The sequence below is a fragment of the Actinomyces timonensis genome (genome assembly GCF_040702965.1).
Classification (GTDB): domain Bacteria; phylum Actinomycetota; class Actinomycetes; order Actinomycetales; family Actinomycetaceae; genus Actinomyces; species Actinomyces timonensis_A.
In genome coordinates, this window is sequence record NZ_CP159989.1 from 833,840 (window position 1) to 854,014 (window position 20,175).

The following is a 20,175-nucleotide window of genomic DNA, read 5'->3' on the forward strand; positions in this document are numbered from 1 at the left end:
AGCCCGATCCCTGCCCACCACGACCCCGTACCACGACTCTCAACGAGGAGAAGACAATGACTGTCCGTATTGGCCTCATCGGCGCCGGCGGCATGGGCCGCGCCCACCTGGCCCGCATCCACGACGATCTCTCGGGCGGTGAGATCGTCGCCGTCGCAGACATCAACCTCGACGCCGCGAAGTCCGCCGCCGAGCCCTACGGCGCCAAGGCCTACGCCACATCCGATGAGCTCATCAATGATCCCGGCGTCGACGCCGTGCTCATCGCCACCTTCGGCAAGGTCCACGCCCCCGATGTCATCAAGGCCATCGAGGCCGGCAAGCACGTCCTGTGCGAGAAGCCTCTGGCCACCACCGCTGAGGACTGCGTCGCCATCATGGAGGCGGAGCAGAGGGCCGGCAAGAGGCTCGTGACGGTCGGCTTCATGCGCCGCTTCGATGCCGCCTACAACGAGATGAAGGCGGTCCTCGACTCCGGCGAGCACGGCCAGGCCCTCATGGTCCACAACCGCCACCGCAACCCCTCCGTGCCGGAGAACTACACCTCGCGCATGGCCATCGACGACACCGCCATCCACGAGTTCGACACGATGCGCTGGCTGCTGGGCGAGGAGATCGTCAAGGTGCGCGTCGACCGCCCCAAGCCCACCACCCACCGCTTCGACCACCTCATCGACCCCATCGTCGTCGTGGCCTACACCGAGTCCGGCGTCCGCATCGACGACGAGGTCAACGTCAACCTCCAGTGGGCCTACTCCATCGAGTGCGAGCTCGTCCTCGAGACCGCCGCCGTGCGGCTGGGCGACCAGGAGAAGATCCGTATCCGCGACTCCCACGGCAACCGCAACGCCATGTGCCAGTCGCATATCGACCGTTTCCAGGCCGCCTTCAACCGCGAGGTCCAGGAGTGGATCAACGCGGTCGCGGAGGACCGCCACACCGGATCCACCGCCTGGGACGGCTACGCCGCCACCTGCGTCGTCGACGCCGCGGTGAAGTCCCATGAGGATGGCGGCTCGCCGCTGGTCGACGTCGAGCTCATCGACAAGCCGGCCTTCTACGCCTGAGCCCCGCTCCGCGCCACACGAAGGAGACAAGGAGATCGACATGGTCGATATCGCGCTCGACCCCAACATGTACTACCGCACGATGCCCACGCCGCGGACCCTCCACAAGGCGGCCGAGCTGGGCTTCGAGCACGTGGAGCTCTCGCCGAACGCCGACTTCCACTTCTGGCACCACCGCCCGGCCGCCGATGACTCCTTCGTCGCCGAGCTGAACAAGGCCCAGAAGGAGACTGGCGTCAAGGTCCGCACCCTCAACCCCGTGTTCAACTGGTCCTCCCTCGACGAGCGCGAGCGAGCCGCCCAGGTGTCCAACTGGCGGCGCCTGCTCGAAGCTCGCTGACGCCCTGGACGTCCGGGAGATCACCTCGGAGTTCTCCGGGGACCGGAACAACGCCAAGGGCAGCGAGGAGCAGTGGTTCCGCTCGATCGAGGAGCTCATCCCGCATTTCGAGAAGTACGGGATCCGCCTCAACATGGAGGCCCACCCCTACGACTTCATCGAGCTGCACGACGACGCCCTGCGCCTCGTGCGCGCCGTCAACAAGGACTGGATCGGCTACGAGTTCTGCTGCCCGCACGCCTTCCACCTCTCCGACGGCGCGGGCGACGTGGAGCGCATGATCCGCACGGCCTCCGACGCGGGCAAGCTCCGCGAGGTCCACGTGGCCGACGTGTTCAACCACAGGGCCAACGACGGCAACCGCTACATCATCAACCCGCCGGGCGCCGATGTCACCGTGCACCAGCACAATGAGATCGGCAACGGCGAGGTCCCCTGGGAGACCGTCTTCTCCACGCTGCGCGACGTGGGCTTTGACGGCGTCGTCTCCGTATGCGTCTTCGGCTGGCACGAGCGGGCCGACGACATCAACCGCGCCATGCTCGACCGGCTCAAGACCGAGCTCGGCTGAGTCTGCCCGGGTCCGGCCCGTCCGGCGGGCCGGACCCGGGCCCTGGCGGTCTCAGCGCTGAGTCCGCGATACTTCACCCCAGGCCCGCACAGGCGCGGGCCGGACCCAATCAAGGAGTACCGCATCCATGTCCGATCAGACGACGTCGGTGGACTACTACACCCATGACAAGATCAAGGAGCTGGTGGACAAGACGCCACCATCCGGCAAGAAGCGCTCGTTGGGTGCGATCGCCATCGTCGCCACGCTGGGATCGCTGCTCTTCGGCTATGACACCGGCGTGATCTCCGGGGCGCTGCCCTACATGTACCTGCCCACCGATGCGGGCGGCCTGAACATCAACGCCACCGAGGAGGGGCTCGTCGGCGCCATGCTGTGCCTGGGCGCGGCCCTGGGCGCCTGGCTCGGCGGGCGCCTGTCCGACATGTACGGGCGCCGCCACAACATCACCGTCCTGGCCATCGTGTTCCTCGTGGGCGCGCTGGGATGCACCTTCTCCCCGAACATCTGGATCCTCTACTTCTTCCGCGTCGTGCTGGGCTTCGCCGTCGGCGGCGCCTCGGCCACCGTGCCCGTCTTCCTCGGCGAGACGGCGCCCAAGCGCATTCGCGGCACCCTCGTTGCCCTCGATCAGATGATGATCGTCTTCGGGCAGTTCGTCGCCTTCTCCATGAACGCCGCCCTCGCCCAGGTGCACGGTGGCCCCGCCGTCCACGTCAACGGCGAGGAGCAGCAGTGGGAGACTGTCAAGCACACCGTCAACCTGGCGATGATCGATGGCGGCAACGGCGCGGCCTGGCGCTACATGCTCGTCATCGCCTCGCTGCCCGCGATCTTCCTGTGGATCGGCATCCGCATGATGCCCGAGTCGTCCCGCTGGTACGTGGCGAACCTGCGCATCCCCGAGGCAATCGGCGCCCTCAAGCGAGTGCGGGACGAGGCCAAGGACGGCCCCATCGCCAACGAGGTCGACGAGATGATCGAGGTCCAGCGCCAGGAGGCGGCGCAGGAGAAGTGGGGGCTGTCCCAGATCTGGGCCACCCCGTGGACCCGCAAACTGCTGTGGATCGGCATCATCCTGGGCCTGGCGGACCAGTTCACCGGCATCAACACCGCGATGTACTACACGCCCAAGGTCCTGGCCGCCGCGGGCTTCTCCGTGACCGACTCGATCTCCCTCAACGTGATCTCCGGCGGCATCTCCTTCATCGGCTCCGCCGTGGGCCTGTGGCTGGTGACCAAGTTCGCCCGCCGTCACGTCGGCATCTACCAGGAGGCCTCGATCGTGGTCTCGCTGACGGCCCTCGCGGCGGTCTTCTACTTCATGGTCGAGCCCTTCCAGGACTCCGAGGGGTTCATCGACACCAGTGCCGCGGGCTTCAACTCGTTCGCGCCGATCCTCGTGCTCATCATCGTGTGCCTGTTCGTGTTCGCCAAGCAGTCCGGCACGGTGACCTGGGTGCTCGTGTCCGAGATCTTCCCGGCCAAGGTCCGCGGCACCGCGCTCGGCCTGGCGGTCGCGGCCCTGTGGATCGCCAACGGCATCGTCGCCTACGTCTTCCCCGTCATGATGGAGCGCATCGGCGCGGCGGGCACCTACCTCATCTTCGCCCTCATCAACGTCGGCTCCCTCCTCTTCTACTGGAAGGTCGTGCCCGAGACGAAGTACGACTCCCTCGAGGAGCTCGAGATGCGCTTCGAGAAGGAGTACAGTTGATCGCCAGCCCCTCCCACGCGCGTCCGGGCGCCGGGGTCGCCCCGGCGCCCGGACCGCTGCGCCTGCGGGCCTGCGCCTGGCTCGCCGGCCTGCTGCTGGGCGCCTTCCACGGAGTCATCGCCATCAGCCTGGGCGCCCGCGCCGAGGGCGTGCCCGCGCTCGTCATCGCGCTCGGGCTGGGGATGGCCCTGGGCGCGCTCGTCGCCCGCTGGCCGAGCGACCACCTGGGGCGCAGACCGGTCAACCTCGCCAGCGGGTTGCTCATCGCCCCCGCAGCCCTGGGCGCCGCCCTCCTGCCCAGCCCCTGGTCGCTCGCGGGCGCCGCCATCGCGGGACTGGGCGCGGGAGCCCTCCTGCTCGTCCTGCCCCAGATCGCCCACGAGCTCTCCCTGCGCGGGCACCGCCGCCTCACCCCGCAGGCCCTCGCCCTCATCCCCGCCGGGGCGGCGGCCAGCGCCCTCATCTGCGGGTGGACGCCGGACGCGGTCATGACCGCCTGGCTCCTCGTCCTGGGCTTGGGGGCGGTCCACGCGATCCTGGCCGCAGGCCTGCCGGAATCCCCGGTGTGGAACGCCTCGCGAGGACGCCTCGAGCACTCCGTAGCCGCCCTCAAGGCGCTCCACGGCCCCCTTGAGGCCGCCGTCGCCATCGACTGGGTGCGCCTCGACGCCGAGATGCTCGCCGAGCAGCAGCCCCTGACCGGCACGGACCTGCGCGTCCCCCAGGTGCGCGGCGCCGTGCTGACCGGCGTCGTCCTCGTGCTCGCGCGAGAGGCGCCCCTGGGCGCCGCGGCGCTGGTGCTGGGACTGCGCGCGGTGGCCGACGCCGTAGGCGCGAGCACGGCTCCCACGGCATGGGTCCTCGCCCTGAGCGTCGGCTGGATCGCCGTCTCCTCCCTGGCGCTGCTCCTCGTCCTGAGGGTGGACGGGCTGCGTTTCGCGAGGATCGTCCTCGGCGTGGCCCTGGCGGTCCTGGCAGCGACCGTCCTCGTCGCCAGCGCCTCGGCGCCCACGGGGGCTGGGCGGGGCGCTGGGGCGACGGTGGGCCTGCTCGGGCTCGTCGCAGCGCAGTGGATCGGCGTCGAGCCCGCCTGCCGGGGAGCGATCGACCCCAGGGTGCCGCCGTGGCTCGTCGCGGCGCAGCGGCGCGCTACCGCGCTGGGGGAGTCGATCGCGCGGTTCGTGACCATCCTGCTCCCGATCGTCGTCGTCCAGGGGCTCGGCGCGGAGACGGCCGCCTACGCGCTGCTCGGCCTCGAGGCCCTGGTGCTCGTCGTCGTCCTCCTGCGCCTGCCGCGCAGCGTCATCGGGGGATGACGCGGTCCCGGAGTGCCGGGACTCAGGCCATTAGTCCCTCGATAAATGTCCGGACAAACAAGATAGGCTGGAGGCGCATGCCAACGAGGCCGGCCATTGCGCGGCGGGCCTGCCACCACCGAAAGAGGTTTGCGGTCATGACCAGCAACGACGCAGTCCAGAACCCTGTCATCCCCGATACCATGCGCGCGGCAGTCCTGCGCGACACCGCCAAGGGCCTCGAGATCGAGACCTTGCGCACTCCCCGGCCCAAGGTCGGTGAGGTCCTCATCAAGGTCGCTGCCTGCGGCCTGTGCCACTCCGATCTTCACGTCATCGGCGGCGCCATCGCCTTCCCCCTGCCCGCCGTCCTCGGCCACGAGGTCACCGGCACCATCGTCGAGGTGGGCCCCGGCAATGAGCGCACCGGCCTGGCCGTCGGGCAGAACGTCGCCGGGGGCTTCCTCATGCCGTGCGGGCAGTGCGATGCCTGTGCCGAGGGGCGTGACGAGCTGTGCGGCCCCTTCTTCGAGCTCAACCGCTTGAAGGGCGTCCTCTACGACGGCGCCACCCGGCTGGCCACCCCGGAGGGCGAGAGCGTCGCCATGTACTCCATGGGCGGCCTGGCCGAGTACGCCGTCGTCCCGTCCACCTCCGTGGCCGTCGTGCCCGACTCGATCGACATGGTGCCCGCCGCCATCCTCGGCTGCGCCGCGATGACTGGCTACGGGGCCGTGCGCCGTGGCGCGGACCTGCGCTTCGGGGAGACGGTCGCCGTCGTCGCCACCGGGGGGGTTGGCACGAACATCGTGCAGATCGCCCGCGCCTTCGGGGCCAGCCAGGTCATCGCCATCGACGTCTCCGATGACAAGCTCGCCCCCATGCCGGGCTACGGCGCCACCGCCGTGGTCAACTCCGCGACCCACAACGCCCGCGAGGAGGTCCTCAGGCTGACTGGGGGCAAGGGGGTCGACGTCGCCTTCGAGGCCCTGGGCGTCCCCGCCACCTGGACCACCGCCCTCGACGTGCTGGCCGACGGCGGCCGGATGGTGCCGATCGGCCTGGGCGCCGGCGTGCAGACCGCGGGCGTCGAGATCAACCGCACCGTGCGCCGCAGCCAGAGGATCCTCGGCTCCTACGGCGCCCGTACCCGTCAGGACCTGCCGGCCGTCGTCGACCTCGCGGCGCGCGGCGTCATCAACTACAAGGACGTGGTGTCCCGGTGCTTCCCCCTGCGGGACGCCGGGGTCGGGTACGAGGCGCTGCGCAACCGTCAGATCCAGGGGCGCGCCGTCGTCGACATGTCCCTGTAGGGCCGCGCCCGGGGGCGCCGACCGATCGTCCCGGCCGGCCTGGAGCGCGCGGGTCCCCCGGCGCCGGTGAGGCGCCGGGGGACCCGGTCTGTCGAGAGCCCGGACTCAGCGGGCGAGCAGGTTGACGCTGGTGTAGACGCCCACCAGGGCGGTAATGACGCCCAGGACGGCGGAGGTGAAGAGGATCGCCGGGGAGGCGGTGATGGCGCCGATGACGGCCATGAGCAGGATCGTGGTGGCCACGGCGATGATGGCGATGGCGAAGGTCAGGCGGTCGGCCTCCGCGGCCGTCTGGGTGGCGGCGGGGGTGGTCTGGACCTGGGTGGCGGTCGCGGTGGGCTCGGCGGTGCGCTCGAGGGTGGTGGTCATGATGATTCCTTCTGACTGCGCGGTCTGTCTGCGTGCCGCGCAGGGATCCTCGTCGGCCTTCGGGCCGTGCGTCCCTGCACGGTCCTTGTGCGTCCGGGTGGCCCCGGGGTGGGGGATGGGCTCCCCCGCTGGTTGATAATCTAGGACTCTCGTCCACCAATTGTCTAGACAACTGTATGTGATGTCGATCGTGTGATGGGCGCCACCGGCCGCCGGGCGGCTATCCTGGCCCGGTGATCACCCACTGCACTGCCCAGGCGACCGACGCCGTGGCTCCCGCGGGCGCCACGGGCCCCGTCCTCGTCGTCGACTTCGGCGCCCAGTACGCCCAGCTCATCGCCCGCCGCGTCCGCGAGGCCTCCGTCTACTCCGAGATCGTCCCCCACACGATGCCCGTGGAGGCCATGCTCGCCAGGCGCCCCGCGGCGATCATCCTGTCCGGCGGTCCGTCGTCGGTGTACGAGGAGGGCGTCCCCAGCATCGATCCCGCCATCTTCGACGCAGGGGTGCCGGTGCTCGGCATCTGCTACGGCTTCCAGATCATGGCCCAGGCCCTGGGCGGGTCGGTGGGGCGCACCGGCACCCGCGAGTACGGGCGGACCGACGCCGCGGTGGCCCCCGGGTCCTGCCTCTTCGCCGGGGCCCCCGCCGAGCAGGCGGTCTGGATGAGCCATCGCGACGCCGTCCAGGCCGCCCCCGAGGGCTTCGCCGTCACCGCCTCCACGTCCCAGACCCCCGTGGCGGCCTTCGAGGACCAGGGCCGTCGCCTCTTCGGCCTCCAGTGGCACCCGGAGGTGCTCCACTCCGAGCACGGTCAGGCCGCCCTGGCCAATTTCCTCCACGTGGGCGCCGGGATCCCCGGCGCCTGGACCGCCGGCAGCATCATCGATGAGCAGGTGGCCCGGATCCGCGAGCGGGTGGGGGGCGCCCATGTCATCTGCGGGCTGAGCGGGGGAGTGGACTCCTCGGTGGCCGCCGCCCTCGTCCACCGCGCCGTGGGCGATCAGCTGACCTGCATCTTCGTCGACCACGGCCTCCTGCGTGACGGCGAGCGCGAGCAGGTCGAGCGCGACTATGCCGAGGGCATGGGCATCCGCGTCATCACCGTCGACGAGTCCGAGCGCTTCCTCGCCGCGCTCGCGGGAGTGACGGAGCCCGAGGCCAAGCGCAAGATCATCGGCCGGGAGTTCATCCGGTCCTTCGAGGCCGCCCAGCGCCGCGTCGTGGAGGAGGTGGGCGCCGCCGGCGGCGAGATCCGATTCCTCGTCCAGGGAACGCTCTACCCCGACGTCGTCGAGTCCGGCGGCGGAGAGGGTACGGCCAACATCAAGAGCCACCACAACGTGGGGGGCCTGCCCGAGGATCTCGACTTCGAGCTCATCGAGCCGCTGCGCGAGCTGTTCAAGGACGAGGTGCGCGCCATCGGCCGCGAGCTGGGCGTGCCGGAGAAGATCGTGGCCCGTCAGCCCTTCCCCGGACCGGGACTGGGCATCCGCGTCATCGGGGAGGTCACGCGCGAGAACCTGCGCGTCCTGCGCGCGGCGGACGCCATCGCCCGCGAGGAGCTGAGCGCTGCCGGGCTGGACGGGGAGATCTGGCAGTGCCCGGTGGTCCTGCTCGCCGACGTGCGCAGCGTCGGCGTCCAGGGCGACGGGCGCACCTACGGCCATCCCGTGGTGCTGCGACCCGTGAGCAGCGAGGACGCCATGACGGCGGACTGGACCCGCCTGCCCTATGACGTGCTGGCCCGCATCTCCACGCGCATCACGAATACCGTCCCCGAGGTCAACCGGGTGGTGCTGGATGTGACCAGCAAGCCCCCGGGCACCATCGAGTGGGAGTGAGGCCGGGCGCTGGCCGGTGACGCGGGGCGTCGGGCGGGGGCTCGCACGCTCACGGCACTGGTGCGATTCGGCCGATTCGGACTTTTCATTGATATTCCGCCGTTTAGGCCTTTTGGTTGAAACAGCCTCTGAGGCTCCCGTGTGCGTGAAGGCCGCTCGTGCACATGGGAGCACGATGACTCGAGAGCGTCGATCCATAAAACTGCGGGATTCCGCGGATTCTGTCGAAGGGCGGAGAGCGTGAGCGTGCAACCCGGGAGCACGGGCCGCCGCAGGAGCCGCTCCACGCTACCGGACCTGGCCGTGGAGCCTATCCTGGAGCGCCGCGACTAGTGGCTGCGCTCCGCCATTGCTGGGCAAAGGTGGTAGCGGCGGGCTGGCGTGGACCCGCGCAGGACGCGCGGGTGAGAGCGAACCCGATCCACCGGAATCGGCGCCCCGCGCCCCGCTGCCCGCACAAGGCGCGGGCCGACTGAGAGGAGGGTGCGCGCCGAGTCCTCGCCCGGACGCAGCAGCCGCCGAAGCGCCGGTTGACGGCCCTGAAGGGCGATCATGGAGCGCACCACCCTGGGTCGGGCCGGACGTCACGATCCCCCGGTTGCGCAGAGGCGGGATGAGCTTCGGCGAGGTCTTCCTCGACAGGCGCCAGTGGGCGATCGGCCCTGAGGGGGCTCGGTCCGTCATCGCCCGGGCCCTCGAGCCCGGCGTCTCGAAGCGATCTCATCCAGGTTGCGTTATGACCATATGGGCGATGGGGGTCCTCTCGCGGGGGGGGGCGATTCCTGCGAATTCATTCCTTCCGAGATTGAACGCAGGAGTTTCCATGTCGAATTCCTCCCTCCAATACCCTGCTCCCATTCAAGCGGGGCCGCGCCGCAGGAACACCCTCGGACTGGTCGCCATGATCCTGGCGATCATCGGCTTCATCTTCGCCTGCGTCCCAGGGGCACTCATCATCGGCTGGATCCTGCTCCCGGTGTCATTCATCCTCGGGCTGGTGGCGCTCTTCCGGAAGGGCGAGACCCAATGGCAGGCCGTCACAGCCGTCGTGCTTGCCGTTGTCGGCACGATCGTCGGCGTGATCGTCTTCATCGCCTTCTTGGGCGAGGCAGTCGACAAGGCGGTTGATGAGGCGTTCTCGCCTACCGCGTCCGCGGCGGCCCCCAGCGGCTCCGCCGGGGTTGGTAGTGGGAGTGCCGCCTCGGATGCCGCAGGAACCAGCCGGGACAACCCGCTTCCGCTGGGGATGGAGATCTCCTCCAAGGACTGGAAGATCGTTGTCAATTCCGTGACTCTGCACGCGAATGACCAGGTCGCTGCCGCGAATAGATTCAATCAACCGCCGGCGGAGGGGAATGAGTACATCCTCGTCAACTACACCGTGACCTACACCGGTGACGATCCCAGTGGGTCCACGCCTTTCGAGAGCGTCGAGTACGTCACCCCTGGGGGAGTCTCCATCGGCACCTCGAGCACATTCGCCGTCGCCTCCGACGAGATCGACACGCTGACCACGCTGTACAACGGAGGATCCGTCACAGGGAGCACCGTTCTCGAGGTTCCGTCCGACGGCGTCGAGAACGGGGTTCTCTCGGTGCGGCCGGGGCTCCTCGTGGACAAGAAGTTCGTGAGCGTGAAGTAGGCCGGCGCGCTCGTCATCGAGGGGCCCGGGATCGCCGGGGTCAAGGGGGGATCGCGGAGGCGGGGCGGGCGCGCCCCTAGGATGAGCCGGTGAACCCGGCATCCCCCTCGGCTCCCCTCGCCACTCGCGCCCTGGACCTGACCGTGGGCGGGCAGCGGCTCGGGGGCGCCGCCTACCTGCCCTCCGGGCCCAGCGGGCGGCCCCTGCCCGGCCCCCGCCCACTCGTCGTGTGCTGCCACGGCATGGACGGCTCCTGGATGCGCGTGGCCCCCATCGCCCGGCGCCTGGCCGCTGCGGGCGCCATCGCCGCCTGCCCCGACTTCCGGGGCGGCGGCGGGAGCGACAACGGCGGTGACCCCATGGCGATGACGCCGCTGACCGAGCTCGCCGACCTGCTCGCCGTCATCGACGCCGTGGCAGCCTGGCCCGAAGCGGATTCCTCTCGCATCGCCCTGCTCGGGCTCTCCCTGGGCGGGGCGGTCGCCGCGCTCGCGGCCGCCCGGCGGCCCACGCAGATCGGCGCGCTCGTCCTGTGGTACCCGGCGCTCCAGCCCGGAGCCGGCCTGCGCGCCCGCTTCCGGAGCCTGACCGAGGTCCCCGACCGCTTCGAGCACAAGGGCAGCCGTCTGTCCAAGGCCTACGCCCGCGACGCCTGGGACATCGACGCCGTCACCGAGCTCGCCCGCTACCCGCGACCCGTCCTCCTCGTCCACGGGGATCGCGACGGGTCCGTCCCCCTGGCGCTCTCCCGGCGCGCCGAGCGCGAGCTGCGCGACGCCGAGCTGCGTGTCATCCCCGGCGCCGGCCACGGTTTCGGCGATGAGCGCTGGGAGACGGCCGTGTCCGCCAGCGCCGCGTTCCTGGCCTGGAACGGGATCCTTGAGGACTGAGCCCGGGGCCGTGCCCGCGGACGGGAGTAGTCTGGGGGCGCGGCGCGGGAGCCGCAGCAGGACAGTCGAGCGCGCGCCGCGCGCGGGAAGGGACAGCGCCATGGCATTCGAGGCGAAGACCGATAAGCGGGTGGCGGCCCTCATCGCACCGGGACTGGAGGAGGTCGAGGCGCTCGCCGTCGTCGATGTGCTCTACCGCGCCGGCATTCCCTGCGACATGATCGCCGTCGCCGAGGAGCGCGCGGTCGTGTCCTCCCACGAGATCATCTTGACCTGCGCGAAGACCCTCGCCGAGACAGATCTGGACGATTACGACCTCCTCTTCCTGCCCGGAGGGGTCCCCGGCACCCCCAATCTCAAGGCCAGCCGGGCCATCACCGATGCCGTCACCGAGCGCGCGCGCGCCGGGCGCCCGGTGGCCGCGATCTGCGCCGCCCCCTCGATCCTCGCCGAGCTGGGACTGCTCGAGGGGCGCCGCGCCACCTCCAACCCCGGCTTCATGCATGTGCTGGAGGAGCACGGCGCGATCACCAGCCAGGACAGTGTCGTCGTCGACGGTACCATCCTCACCAGCCGAGGCATGGCCACCGCCGCCGAGCTCGGTTTCGAGATCGTCCGGCACTACCTGGGCGACGACGCCGCCGAGGCCGTGGCGAAGGCCGTCGTCTTCCAGCGCTGAAGTGCGTGCCGGCGGCCCCGCGCCGCCCCCGCGGAGGGGCGGCGCGGGGCCGCTCTTAGCGCCGCTGACGTCGGACGCGGATGACTGCCGTTCAGGGATGATCCCTCCGGCCTCGATGCGGCATGACCGCGACGATCAGGAGGGCCGCGCCCAGGAGGCCCAGGACCCCGATCATCGCGAGCTGCAGGTCGACGCGCAGGCCCGCGCCCGCCGCGATGGCCAGGGCTCCCAGGGCGAGGAGCAGCGCCCCCCAGATGATCGTGCCCGTGCTGGCGCGCCGACCCGTCTCAGGCGCGCCCGGGAGCGGGCCCCGCGCCTGGGCGGGAGTCCAACCGCCCGCCGACCGGGCGCCCGCCGTCCCCGGACGGTCCGGCGCTCCCGTGGCGCTCGCGGTGGCGGCCGACCACACGCCCCCCGTGGGCGCGCCCGGCCCAGGGCGGGTGCCGAGCGGCGCGGTCGCCGGGGCCGCTGCGCTCAAGGGCCCGGTCGGGGCGCCCCCCGGGACGGGCTCCCGCGGGCTCTCGATGCTATCGGGGCTCTCAGCGGGCGCCTCGGGCCGGGGGAGGGACTCGGTCACCGGCTCGGCGAGGGACTCGGTCGGGGTGCCGTCGACCGACAGGTCGTCCCGGTCGTTCATGCTGCTCGTGCTGCTGCTCATGGCTGTCTCGTCTCCGTGGGCGCGGTCAGTGCGTGGGGGTTGGGCGCGGCGGGGCTCGGGGCCGCCGCGCCGGAGGGAGCCGTTGGGCTCGCGCCCGGCGAGGGCGCTGGGGACGACGCGCTCGGCGTCGCGGAGGGGGAGGCCGTGGCCGATGAGGGGGCCCAGGCGCGGGCGGACTCCTCGACCGTGATGTCACCAGCGCCGACGCTCGTGTCGATCGTCAGGGCATCGGAGGGGGCCCCCTCGGGGGCCAGGACGGCGTCGATGCGCACGCCGTCGATGGACGCCGCCCCGCCGGGCCCGTCATCGTCAGCGCCCCGCCAGGTGGAGCCGGCGCCGCGCTTGCCCCGGGCCCCCTCGATCTCCCACTTCCGCTCGGCGAGCGCTCTCACCTCGCCGGCGCCGACCCTGGCGCGGATCCTCACCGGTTGATCGCGATCCACGAGGATCCGCAGCTCCCCGCTGCCGAGGGACACGCGCGCCGTGGCGCCGCTATGCGCCCGGCCGAGGCCCCGCAGGTCGATGACGGCATGGCCGGCGCCGAAGGACCCCAGGTCGACGTCGCCCGTGGAGAGCCGCTCATCAGAGGGGGCGATGACGACGTCGTCGGCGACGAGGCGGTCCAGGCCATGGCTCGCGAGGGGGTTGGCGGCGAGCATGGGCAGGGCGAGCAGGGCCGCTGGGACGCCCAGCGCGCTCAGCCAGCCCCCACGGCGCCCGATCAGCCCTGCGATGAGGACCCCCGCGCCCAGGAGGGCCGTCACCGTGCCGACGGCGATGAGCGCGTGCGAGTAGGAGAGCCTGTCCAGCATGTGATGCCGCTCGGCCAGCGCCATGCCCGCCAGGGCGAGGAGCAGCAGGCCGCCGACGACGGCGCTCAGCCTGCGCCCGGGACCAGGACGGCGCGGCGGGCGGGCGTAAGCGGGGCCGACACCCCGCGGTCCGTACGGCGACCGCGGGTGGGGACCGCCCGGGATGGGCTCCGACCAGGCGGGACCGCTCGCCGCCCCATTGGCCGGCGCGCCCTGATCCGCCTCCCATGCGGGCAGGGGCTGCCCTGTCGGGGCCGACCATGCCCCGTCGGCCACCGGCCGGGCCGACTGCGGGGACCGATCCGCGCGCCGCTGGCGCCGCGAGCTGATCAGCCAGATGAGCGATCCGATGACGCCGACCGTCCACAGCAGGCCCCAGGTCGCGCCGGCCCAGCCGACGCCGAGGACCACGCCCTCGCCCAGGCCCCAGTCGGGACGGGCCGCCCCGGCGATGACGCAGACGACCGCGCCGAGGAAGCCCGCGCTCATATCACTGCTGAGCGCCTGCTGCAGGTGGATGCGCCCGTCGCGCTCCTCGGGGAGCAGGGCCCAGGCCAGGCCGTAGGCGAGCAGGCCGAGCCCCATGACGAGGCAGAGGACGGAGACGACGCAGCGCACGAGGATGAGGTCGATGCCGAGGCGCTGGGCCAGGCCCCCGCACACGCCGCCGACGACGCGCTTCTCGGCGCGCACCGCGCCGCTGCGGCGCAGGGAGTCGAACAGGCCCGCCATGAAGGGGCGGTCGGGCTGGGCGGGCCCGGCCTGCGGGCCCACCCACGGCCCGCCCTGCCCGCCGAGAGGATCTTGGGAGGGGCTTCCTGGGGGAGAGGGGGTCGTGCTCATGTCTCCATCCTGGCTCCCGCCGGCCCCGCGATCGATCGGGGGACACCCTGAGCCGACCCTGAATCCTCCCGGGGCGTCCCTGGTTCCCCCTCTCAAGCGCCCCCCTGCGCCCGCCCGCGTGCCACGATGGCGCCGTGAGCACGACGAGCGCCCCCGCCCCCGAGCCCTGGGGGAGGCCCGGGGCCGCCCCCTTCCCGGAGGGAGGCCCCGCGCCGGGCTCTCATCACGATTCCCTGCCGGGCGCTCCGGTGCCGCGGTCCCCCCTCCCTCAGCGCCTGCCCCTGCGGAGGCCGGGCCGCCGCTCCCCCCTCGCCCCCGACGGCAGCCGGCGCTCCGGGCGCTGGTTCGGCGGCGTCGCCGCGGGCCTCGCGGCCCACCTGGGGGCCGGCCCCCTCCTCATCCGCCTCGCCTTCGTCCTGCTGAGCGCGCAGACGGGGATCGGGCCCATGCTCTACGCGGTGCTGTGGATCTTCGTCCCCGCGGGCGACCCTTGGGCCGAGGCGGCCCGATCCGAGCCCGCCCTGCCCGCGGACCGCTCCCGCCTCGCTCCGCGCCAGGCGGCCGTGCCGGGCAGGGGCCCCGGCGACGAGCACCGGGCGGCGCGCGCCTGGCGCTCACTGCGCCGCGGCGCGAGCGGAGAGGGCAATCGGGCGCTCCAGGGCGCCGTCATCCTCCTCGCCGCGGCGCTCCTGCTCGCGTCCTGGCGCTTCGAATTGCTGCCGCGCGAGGGGGCGCTTCTCCCGGCGCTCGTCATCGCCATGGGCGCGGGCCTGGCGTGGTCCCAGCTCGACGCCGTCACCAGCCCCGGCGGGCCCCGCGACCGCTGGGCCTTCGCCCGCCTGGCCGTCGGACTCGTCCTGGCCGCGACCGGCATCCTCATACGGCTCGCCTCCGACGTCCCCCCGCGCGCCATGCTCACAGCCGGCCTGACCGGCGGCGCCCTCGTCCTCGGCATCGCGACCATCCTCGCCCCCTTCTGGCTGCGCACGAGCCGGGACCTGGCCGCCACGAGGTCCGCCGAGGCCCGCGCCGCCGAGCGCGCGGATATCGCCGCCCACCTCCACGACTCCGTCCTGCAGACCCTCACCCTCATCCGCAAGCGCGCCGGTGAGCCCGAGACGGTGGCGCGCCTGGCCCGATCCCAGGAGCGCGAGCTGCGGGCCTGGCTCTACACCGACCGCCCCGAGGCCGGCACTTCCACCGCCGACGCCTTCCGAGACCTCGCCGGGGAGATCGAGGACCTCCACGGGGTGCCCGTCGACGTCGTCTGCGTCGGGGACCGCGCCCCGGACCGCGGCACCGAGGTCGTCGTCGCCGCCAGCCGCGAGGCCCTGTCCAACGCCGTGCGCCACGGGGAGCCCCCCGTCTCCCTGTACGTCGAGGCCTCCGAGAGCCTCATCGAGGCCTTCATCCGGGACCACGGCCCCGGCTTCGACCCCGGGGAGGCCCCGCCCGACCGCCACGGCGTGCGCGAGTCCATCATCGGCAGGATGGAGCGATATGGTGGAACCGCGCGCATCCGCCGCCTCGGCAACGGCACCGAGGTCCGGCTCGCGCTCCCCACCCATGCGACCTCCCGCGCGACCCAGGAGAGCCCGTCATGACCCATGCCCAGCCGCCCGGAGCCGGGCCACGATCCGACCCCTCCGCCTTCCCCGCGCAGTCGGCGGCCCCGCGCCTGAGGGTCCTCGTCGTCGACGATCACGCCCTCGTGCGCTCCGGGGTGCGCTCCGAGCTCGCCGCCCACGCCCCGGGCATCGAGGTCATCGCCGAGGCCGACGACGTCGAGGGCGCTATCGCCGCCGTGCGGGCCCTGGCCCCCGACGTGGTGCTCCTGGACGTCCACCTGCCCGGCGGCAACGGCGGGGGAGGGGCGGAGGTCGCCGCCAGCTGCGCGGACGCCGCGGGGACCCGCTTCCTGGCGCTGTCCGTCTCCGACGCCGCCGAGGACGTCGTGGCCGTCATCCGCGCGGGCGCGCGCGGCTACGTCACCAAGGCGATCTCCACGACCGACCTGGTCATGGCGATCAGGCGCGTGGCCGCCGGGGACGCCGCCTTCTCCCCGCGCCTGGCCGGGTTCGTCCTCGACGCCTTCGGCGCGCAGGCCGGGGAAGTGGCCGTGGCCGACTCCGAGCTCGACCGCCTCTCCGCGCGCGAGCGCGAGGTCATGCGTCTCATCGCCCGCGGCTACACCTACAAGGAGTGCGCCTCCGAGCTCTTCATCTCCGTCAAGACCGTCGAGACCCACGTCTCCGCCGTCCTGCGCAAGCTGCAGCTGTCCAACCGCAACGAGCTCACCCGCTGGGCCGCCGCCCACCGGATCGTCTGAGAGGATCCCGAGCCCCATGTCCCATCCCTGGCGCGCCGGCCGGGTCGAGCGCCTGGCCGTCCTGGCCGCCCCGCGCGGCGCTGACGGCGCCCCCGCCGGATCCCTGCGGGTCCCGGCGCTCCTCGCCCGCCCGGGCGGCGATCTGCTCCTCGTCCACGACCTGCGCCCGCGCCCCGACGGCGACGCCTGGCGATCCGCGGGCGGAGCCCTCCCGGACGACCTGCCCAACCCGAACCGCCTCTTCCTGCGCCGCTCCGGAGACGGCGGCGCCACCTGGGACGAGCCGGTCCCGCTGGACCCCGACCCGGCCGTCCTGCCCGGGATCACGGGGATCTCGGACCCCTCCCTCATCGCCGCCCCCGACGGCGCCCTCCACCTCCTGGCCGCGGCCGGCTCGGGCGTGGGCCTCTTCGGCGCCCGCCCTCCCCGGCTCCCCTGGAGCCGCGGCGAGCCCCCCGAGCCCGGCACCATGCGCCTCCTCCACGCCGTCTCCTCCGACGAGGGCGCCACCTGGCGCTGGCGCGACGCCACCGACGCGGCCCTGCCCAGCGCGCGGTGGCCCGACGGCGCCGTCCTCTTCCCGGTCTCGGGCCACGGCATCGCCACGCCGGCCGGCCTCGTCCAGCCCGTGGTCGTCGCCCTCGCCCCGCGCGAGGACGGCTCGCGGCCCCTGCGCTCGGCCTGCCTCCTGTCCAGCGACGGCGCCGCCTGGCGCCTCGGCGACCCCGTCCCGCTGGGTGACGGCGCCGCCGCGAGCCTGGCCGGGGGCGCCGCCACGAGCGGCACCGACGAGCACGCCGTCGCCCCCGCGACCCCCGCTGGGGACCTGCTCGTCATGAGCGCGCGCGACGCCTCCTACGGCGGCACCCGCCTGGAGTCCACGAGCGTCGACGGGGGCATGACGTGGGCGCGCCCCGAGGCGGTCCCCGCCCTGAGCGACCCCGGCTGCAACGCGGGCATGGCGGGCCTGCCCGACGGCTCGCTCCTCCTGTCTCACTCCTCGGACCCCGCCGCCCGGCGCGCCGGCCGCCTGTCCACGCGGGGAGCCGACGGCCAGTGGCGCGCGCTAGCGGGGCTGACCGGTCCTGACGAGCCCTTCGGCTACTCCGACCTGGTGATCCTGCCCGGCTCCCAGGGGGCCCCCGGTGAGCCGGGCCCGGTGCGCGCCCTCGTCGCCGCCGAGGAGCCCGGTGCCGACGAGAGCGCGACGCGCCTGGCGATCCTCGCCATCGACTTGCGATGATCGCCCCGTGACAAGCCGCGAGCAGCGCCTGGGCCGTCACGCGATCCGTGCGAGGATACGGGGCGTGACCCAGACGAGTTCCCCCATGGGCGCCGCCGTCCCCGAGCGCGACGGCGACGGCGGCGGCCACGGCGAGAGCGCCGACGACCGCGCGGGCGTCATCGCCGCCGCGGCGGAGCGCGCCCGGGCCGGGGGCCTGGTCATCACCCCGACCGACACGGTCTACGGCATCGGCACCACCGCCGCCGACGCGACCGCCGTCGCGCGCCTCCTGGAGGCCAAGGGGCGCGGCCGCCAGATGCCCCCACCCGTCCTCGTGGCGGGGAGAGACCAGCTCGACGGCGTCGTCGCCGATCCCCCCGACGCGGCGCGCGCCCTCATGGACGCCCTCTGGCCCGGCGCCCTGACCCTCGTCCTCGACGCCGCGCCCGCGCTGGTATGGGACCTGGGGGCGACCGGCGGGACCATCGCCGTGCGCATGCCCGACCACCCCCTGGCCCTCGCCCTCCTGCGCGCCACCGGCCCCATGGCCGTCACCAGCGCGAACCGCACGGGGGAGCCGCCGGCCACCGATGCCGCCAGCGCCAGGCGGGCCTTCCCCGGTCGCGTGACCGATGCCCCCGGCGCGCTCGTGGCCGAGGACGGCCGGCCCAGCATCCTGCTCATCGACGGCGGGCCCACGCCCGGCCCCGTCCCCTCGACCATCGTCTCCCTGGCCGGTGACGACGCCTCCAGGCCCCGCGTCCTGCGCGAGGGCCTCATCCCGGCCCGCCGGATCGAGGAGGTCCTCGCGCCCCTGCTCGCCGCCCAGGCGGGCGCGGCGCCCGGGCCGGCAGAGGGGGGCCGCGCATGAGGGTCTACCTGCTCATCCTGCTCATCGCCGCCGCGGCCACCTACGTCTCCGTGCCGATCGTGCGGCACATCGCCCTCGTCTCCCACGCGCTCACCCCCGTGCGGGACCGGGACGTCCACACCGCGCCGGTCCCCCGGCTCGGCGGCGTCGCCATGTTCGTCGGCCTGGCCACCGCCATCGCCGTGGCCTCGCGCATCCCCTACCTCGCCAGCACGATCGACGCCAGCGCCGGGGCGGTGGTCATCGGCGCGGGGCTCGTGTGCCTCCTGGGCGTCGTCGACGACCTGTGGGAGCTCGACTGGATGACGAAGCTCGCCGGCCAGATCCTCGCCGCCGGCGTCATGGCCTCCATGGGGATCCAGCTCATCACCTTCCCGGTGGGGGGCCTGACCATCGGCTCCTCCCGGCTCTCCCTGGCTGCCACCGTTCTGGTCATCATCGTGGCCATCAACGCCGTCAACTTCGTCGACGGGCTCGACGGGCTGGCCGCCGGGATCATCGGGATCGGCGCCACGGCCTTCTTCATCTACGTCTACATCCTCACCAGGGCCACCAGCCCCCAGGCCTACACCTCGCTGGCTGCCACCGTCATGGCGGCCCTCATCGGCGTGTGCCTGGGCTTCCTGCCCCACAACTTCCACCCCGCCACGATCTTCATGGGCGACTCCGGCTCCATGCAGCTCGGACTCGTCTCCGCGGTGGGAACGATCATCGTCACCGGCCAGATCGACCCCGGCACGATCACCGGCTCCTCGGCCGTGCCCGTGTTCCTGCCCCTCATCCTGCCCGTCGCCATCCTCCTCATCCCCCTGACGGACATGCTCATGGCCGTCACCCGTCGGACCCTGGCGGGTAAGAGCCCCTTCCACCCCGACAAGCTCCACCTGCACCACCGGCTCCTCGCGGGCGGGCACTCGCATCGCCAGGCCGTCCTCACCATGTACCTGTGGGCCGCCATCGGGTCCTTCTCCGTCGTGGCGCTCGCGATCCAGCCCTGGCCGCGCGTGGCCTGCGGCGCCCTCGTCGCCGTCGTCATCGCGCTGGCCCTGACCACCGACCTCATCCCCGGCGTCGGTCCCGGGGCCAGGAAGCGCGCCCGCCACCAGGCCTCCCGGGCGCTCCGATCCGCGTCGCCCCGGAGATCCCACCCCCGCGCGGCCCCCGACCCCGCCGAGGGGTCCCGGGCGCCCGACGCCGTCCCCGCGGCAGGGGAGCGCCCGTGAGCGCGCCCGACGGAGTGAGGCCCCCCACCGCCCGGACCGCCGAGACGGCCTTCCGCGCCGCCGGGCGGCGGGTCGCGGCCATCGGCACCGCACTGGCCGTCGCCTGCCTCGCCGCCGGGGCGGCCAGTGGCGGCCGGGCCCTGGCCGGAGCGGCCTGGGGTGCCGGCGCGGGCCTGGTCGTCACCGCTATCACCGCCGTCGTCCTGCTCATGCCGTGGCAGCGCTTCCCCCTCATGGCCTCGGCCGGGGTCATGCTCTCGTTCGCGGCCAAGATCGCCGTCATGGTGGCAGTGGTCCTGCTGGCCGGGCCCCATCGGGAGGGGCTCTCCCGCCCATGGTTCCTCGCCTGCCTGGCGCTCATCCTCATCGTGGTGACGATCGTGGAGGTCGTGACCCTGGCGGTCGGGCAAGCCCTGACCGTCGAGAGCGACAGGGGCGCCGATCTCGCCCTGCCGCGCCCCACCGATGTGAGATAGCTGTCGTCGCG

At 73.0% G+C, this 20,175-nt stretch carries 17 protein-coding genes and 1 pseudogene; 15 read left to right on the top strand and 3 right to left on the bottom strand.

What is annotated here, in order from left to right; all coding sequences use genetic code 11:
• Positions 1–56: 56 nt before the first annotated feature.
• The 5 genes and pseudogenes from ABXS69_RS03645 (at position 57) to ABXS69_RS03665 (ending at position 6,303) form a co-directional block, all read left to right on the top strand.
• Positions 57–1,067, top strand: coding sequence for a Gfo/Idh/MocA family oxidoreductase (locus ABXS69_RS03645; RefSeq protein WP_366181208.1), 1,011 nt, complete (start codon positions 57–59; stop codon positions 1,065–1,067).
• 40 nt (positions 1,068–1,107) lie between these two features.
• Positions 1,108–1,978 (top strand): annotated as a pseudogene (locus ABXS69_RS03650) (sugar phosphate isomerase/epimerase).
• Positions 1,979–2,105: 127 nt separating this feature from the next.
• Positions 2,106–3,695, top strand: a complete 1,590-nt coding sequence (locus ABXS69_RS03655) for a sugar porter family MFS transporter (RefSeq protein ID WP_366181209.1) — start codon at positions 2,106–2,108, stop codon at positions 3,693–3,695.
• Positions 3,692–5,011 (top strand): MFS transporter, encoded by a 1,320-nt coding sequence (locus ABXS69_RS03660; protein ID WP_366181210.1) that lies wholly within the window; start codon positions 3,692–3,694, stop codon positions 5,009–5,011. The genes ABXS69_RS03655 and ABXS69_RS03660 overlap by 4 nt, the downstream gene beginning before the upstream one ends.
• 137 nt (positions 5,012–5,148) lie before the next feature.
• Positions 5,149–6,303 (top strand): zinc-binding dehydrogenase, encoded by a 1,155-nt coding sequence (locus ABXS69_RS03665; protein WP_366181211.1) that lies wholly within the window; start codon positions 5,149–5,151, stop codon positions 6,301–6,303.
• 105 nt (positions 6,304–6,408) lie between these two features.
• On the opposite strand, the gene ABXS69_RS03670 is transcribed toward ABXS69_RS03665, so the two are convergent.
• Positions 6,409–6,672 carry a hypothetical protein gene (locus tag ABXS69_RS03670; protein WP_366181212.1) on the bottom strand — a complete coding sequence of 88 codons (264 nt, stop codon included), beginning with the start codon at positions 6,670–6,672 and terminating at the stop codon, positions 6,409–6,411.
• Positions 6,673–6,905: 233 nt separating this feature from the next.
• Between ABXS69_RS03670 and guaA the strand changes: the two genes are divergently transcribed.
• The 4 genes from guaA to ABXS69_RS03690 all read left to right on the top strand — a co-directional run bounded on the left by guaA (position 6,906) and on the right by ABXS69_RS03690 (position 11,727).
• A complete protein-coding gene (guaA, locus tag ABXS69_RS03675; RefSeq protein WP_366181213.1) occupies positions 6,906–8,516 on the top strand; it encodes a glutamine-hydrolyzing GMP synthase in 1,611 nt (536 codons plus the stop codon).
• Positions 8,517–9,339: 823 nt separating this feature from the next.
• Complete coding sequence (locus tag ABXS69_RS03680) at positions 9,340–10,158, top strand: hypothetical protein (RefSeq protein WP_366181214.1); 819 nt, start codon at positions 9,340–9,342, stop codon at positions 10,156–10,158.
• 89 nt (positions 10,159–10,247) lie between these two features.
• A complete protein-coding gene (locus ABXS69_RS03685; protein ID WP_366181215.1) occupies positions 10,248–11,048 on the top strand; it encodes an alpha/beta fold hydrolase in 801 nt (266 codons plus the stop codon).
• A 100-nt stretch (positions 11,049–11,148) separates the two neighbouring features.
• A complete protein-coding gene (locus ABXS69_RS03690; protein WP_366181216.1) occupies positions 11,149–11,727 on the top strand; it encodes a DJ-1 family glyoxalase III in 579 nt (192 codons plus the stop codon).
• Positions 11,728–11,818: 91 nt separating this feature from the next.
• Here the strand turns inward: ABXS69_RS03690 and ABXS69_RS03695 are convergent, their stop codons facing one another.
• Both ABXS69_RS03695 and ABXS69_RS03700 read right to left on the bottom strand, forming a co-directional pair.
• On the bottom strand, positions 11,819–12,385 hold the full coding sequence (locus ABXS69_RS03695) for a hypothetical protein (RefSeq protein WP_366181217.1): 567 nt from the start codon (positions 12,383–12,385) through the stop codon (positions 11,819–11,821).
• Positions 12,382–14,040, bottom strand: a complete 1,659-nt coding sequence (locus ABXS69_RS03700) for a PspC domain-containing protein (protein ID WP_366181218.1) — start codon at positions 14,038–14,040, stop codon at positions 12,382–12,384. The genes ABXS69_RS03695 and ABXS69_RS03700 overlap by 4 nt, the downstream gene beginning before the upstream one ends.
• A 134-nt stretch (positions 14,041–14,174) precedes the next feature.
• On the opposite strand from ABXS69_RS03700, the gene ABXS69_RS03705 reads away from it, so the two are divergent.
• From ABXS69_RS03705 to ABXS69_RS03730, 6 genes are all read left to right on the top strand, one after another.
• Positions 14,175–15,644 (top strand): PspC domain-containing protein, encoded by a 1,470-nt coding sequence (locus ABXS69_RS03705; protein ID WP_366181219.1) that lies wholly within the window; start codon positions 14,175–14,177, stop codon positions 15,642–15,644.
• On the top strand, positions 15,641–16,369 hold the full coding sequence (locus tag ABXS69_RS03710) for a response regulator transcription factor (RefSeq protein ID WP_366181220.1): 729 nt from the start codon (positions 15,641–15,643) through the stop codon (positions 16,367–16,369). The genes ABXS69_RS03705 and ABXS69_RS03710 overlap by 4 nt, the downstream gene beginning before the upstream one ends.
• 16 nt (positions 16,370–16,385) lie before the next feature.
• On the top strand, positions 16,386–17,612 hold the full coding sequence (locus ABXS69_RS03715; protein WP_366181221.1) for a sialidase family protein: 1,227 nt from the start codon (positions 16,386–16,388) through the stop codon (positions 17,610–17,612).
• A gap of 64 nt (positions 17,613–17,676) precedes the next feature.
• Positions 17,677–18,465, top strand: a complete 789-nt coding sequence (locus tag ABXS69_RS03720) for an L-threonylcarbamoyladenylate synthase (RefSeq protein ID WP_366181222.1) — start codon at positions 17,677–17,679, stop codon at positions 18,463–18,465.
• Positions 18,462–19,688, top strand: a complete 1,227-nt coding sequence (locus tag ABXS69_RS03725; RefSeq protein ID WP_366181223.1) for an MraY family glycosyltransferase — start codon at positions 18,462–18,464, stop codon at positions 19,686–19,688. The genes ABXS69_RS03720 and ABXS69_RS03725 overlap by 4 nt, the downstream gene beginning before the upstream one ends.
• Positions 19,685–20,164, top strand: coding sequence for a hypothetical protein (locus ABXS69_RS03730; protein WP_366181224.1), 480 nt, complete (start codon positions 19,685–19,687; stop codon positions 20,162–20,164). The genes ABXS69_RS03725 and ABXS69_RS03730 overlap by 4 nt, the downstream gene beginning before the upstream one ends.
• The last annotated feature ends 11 nt before the right edge of the window (positions 20,165–20,175 follow it).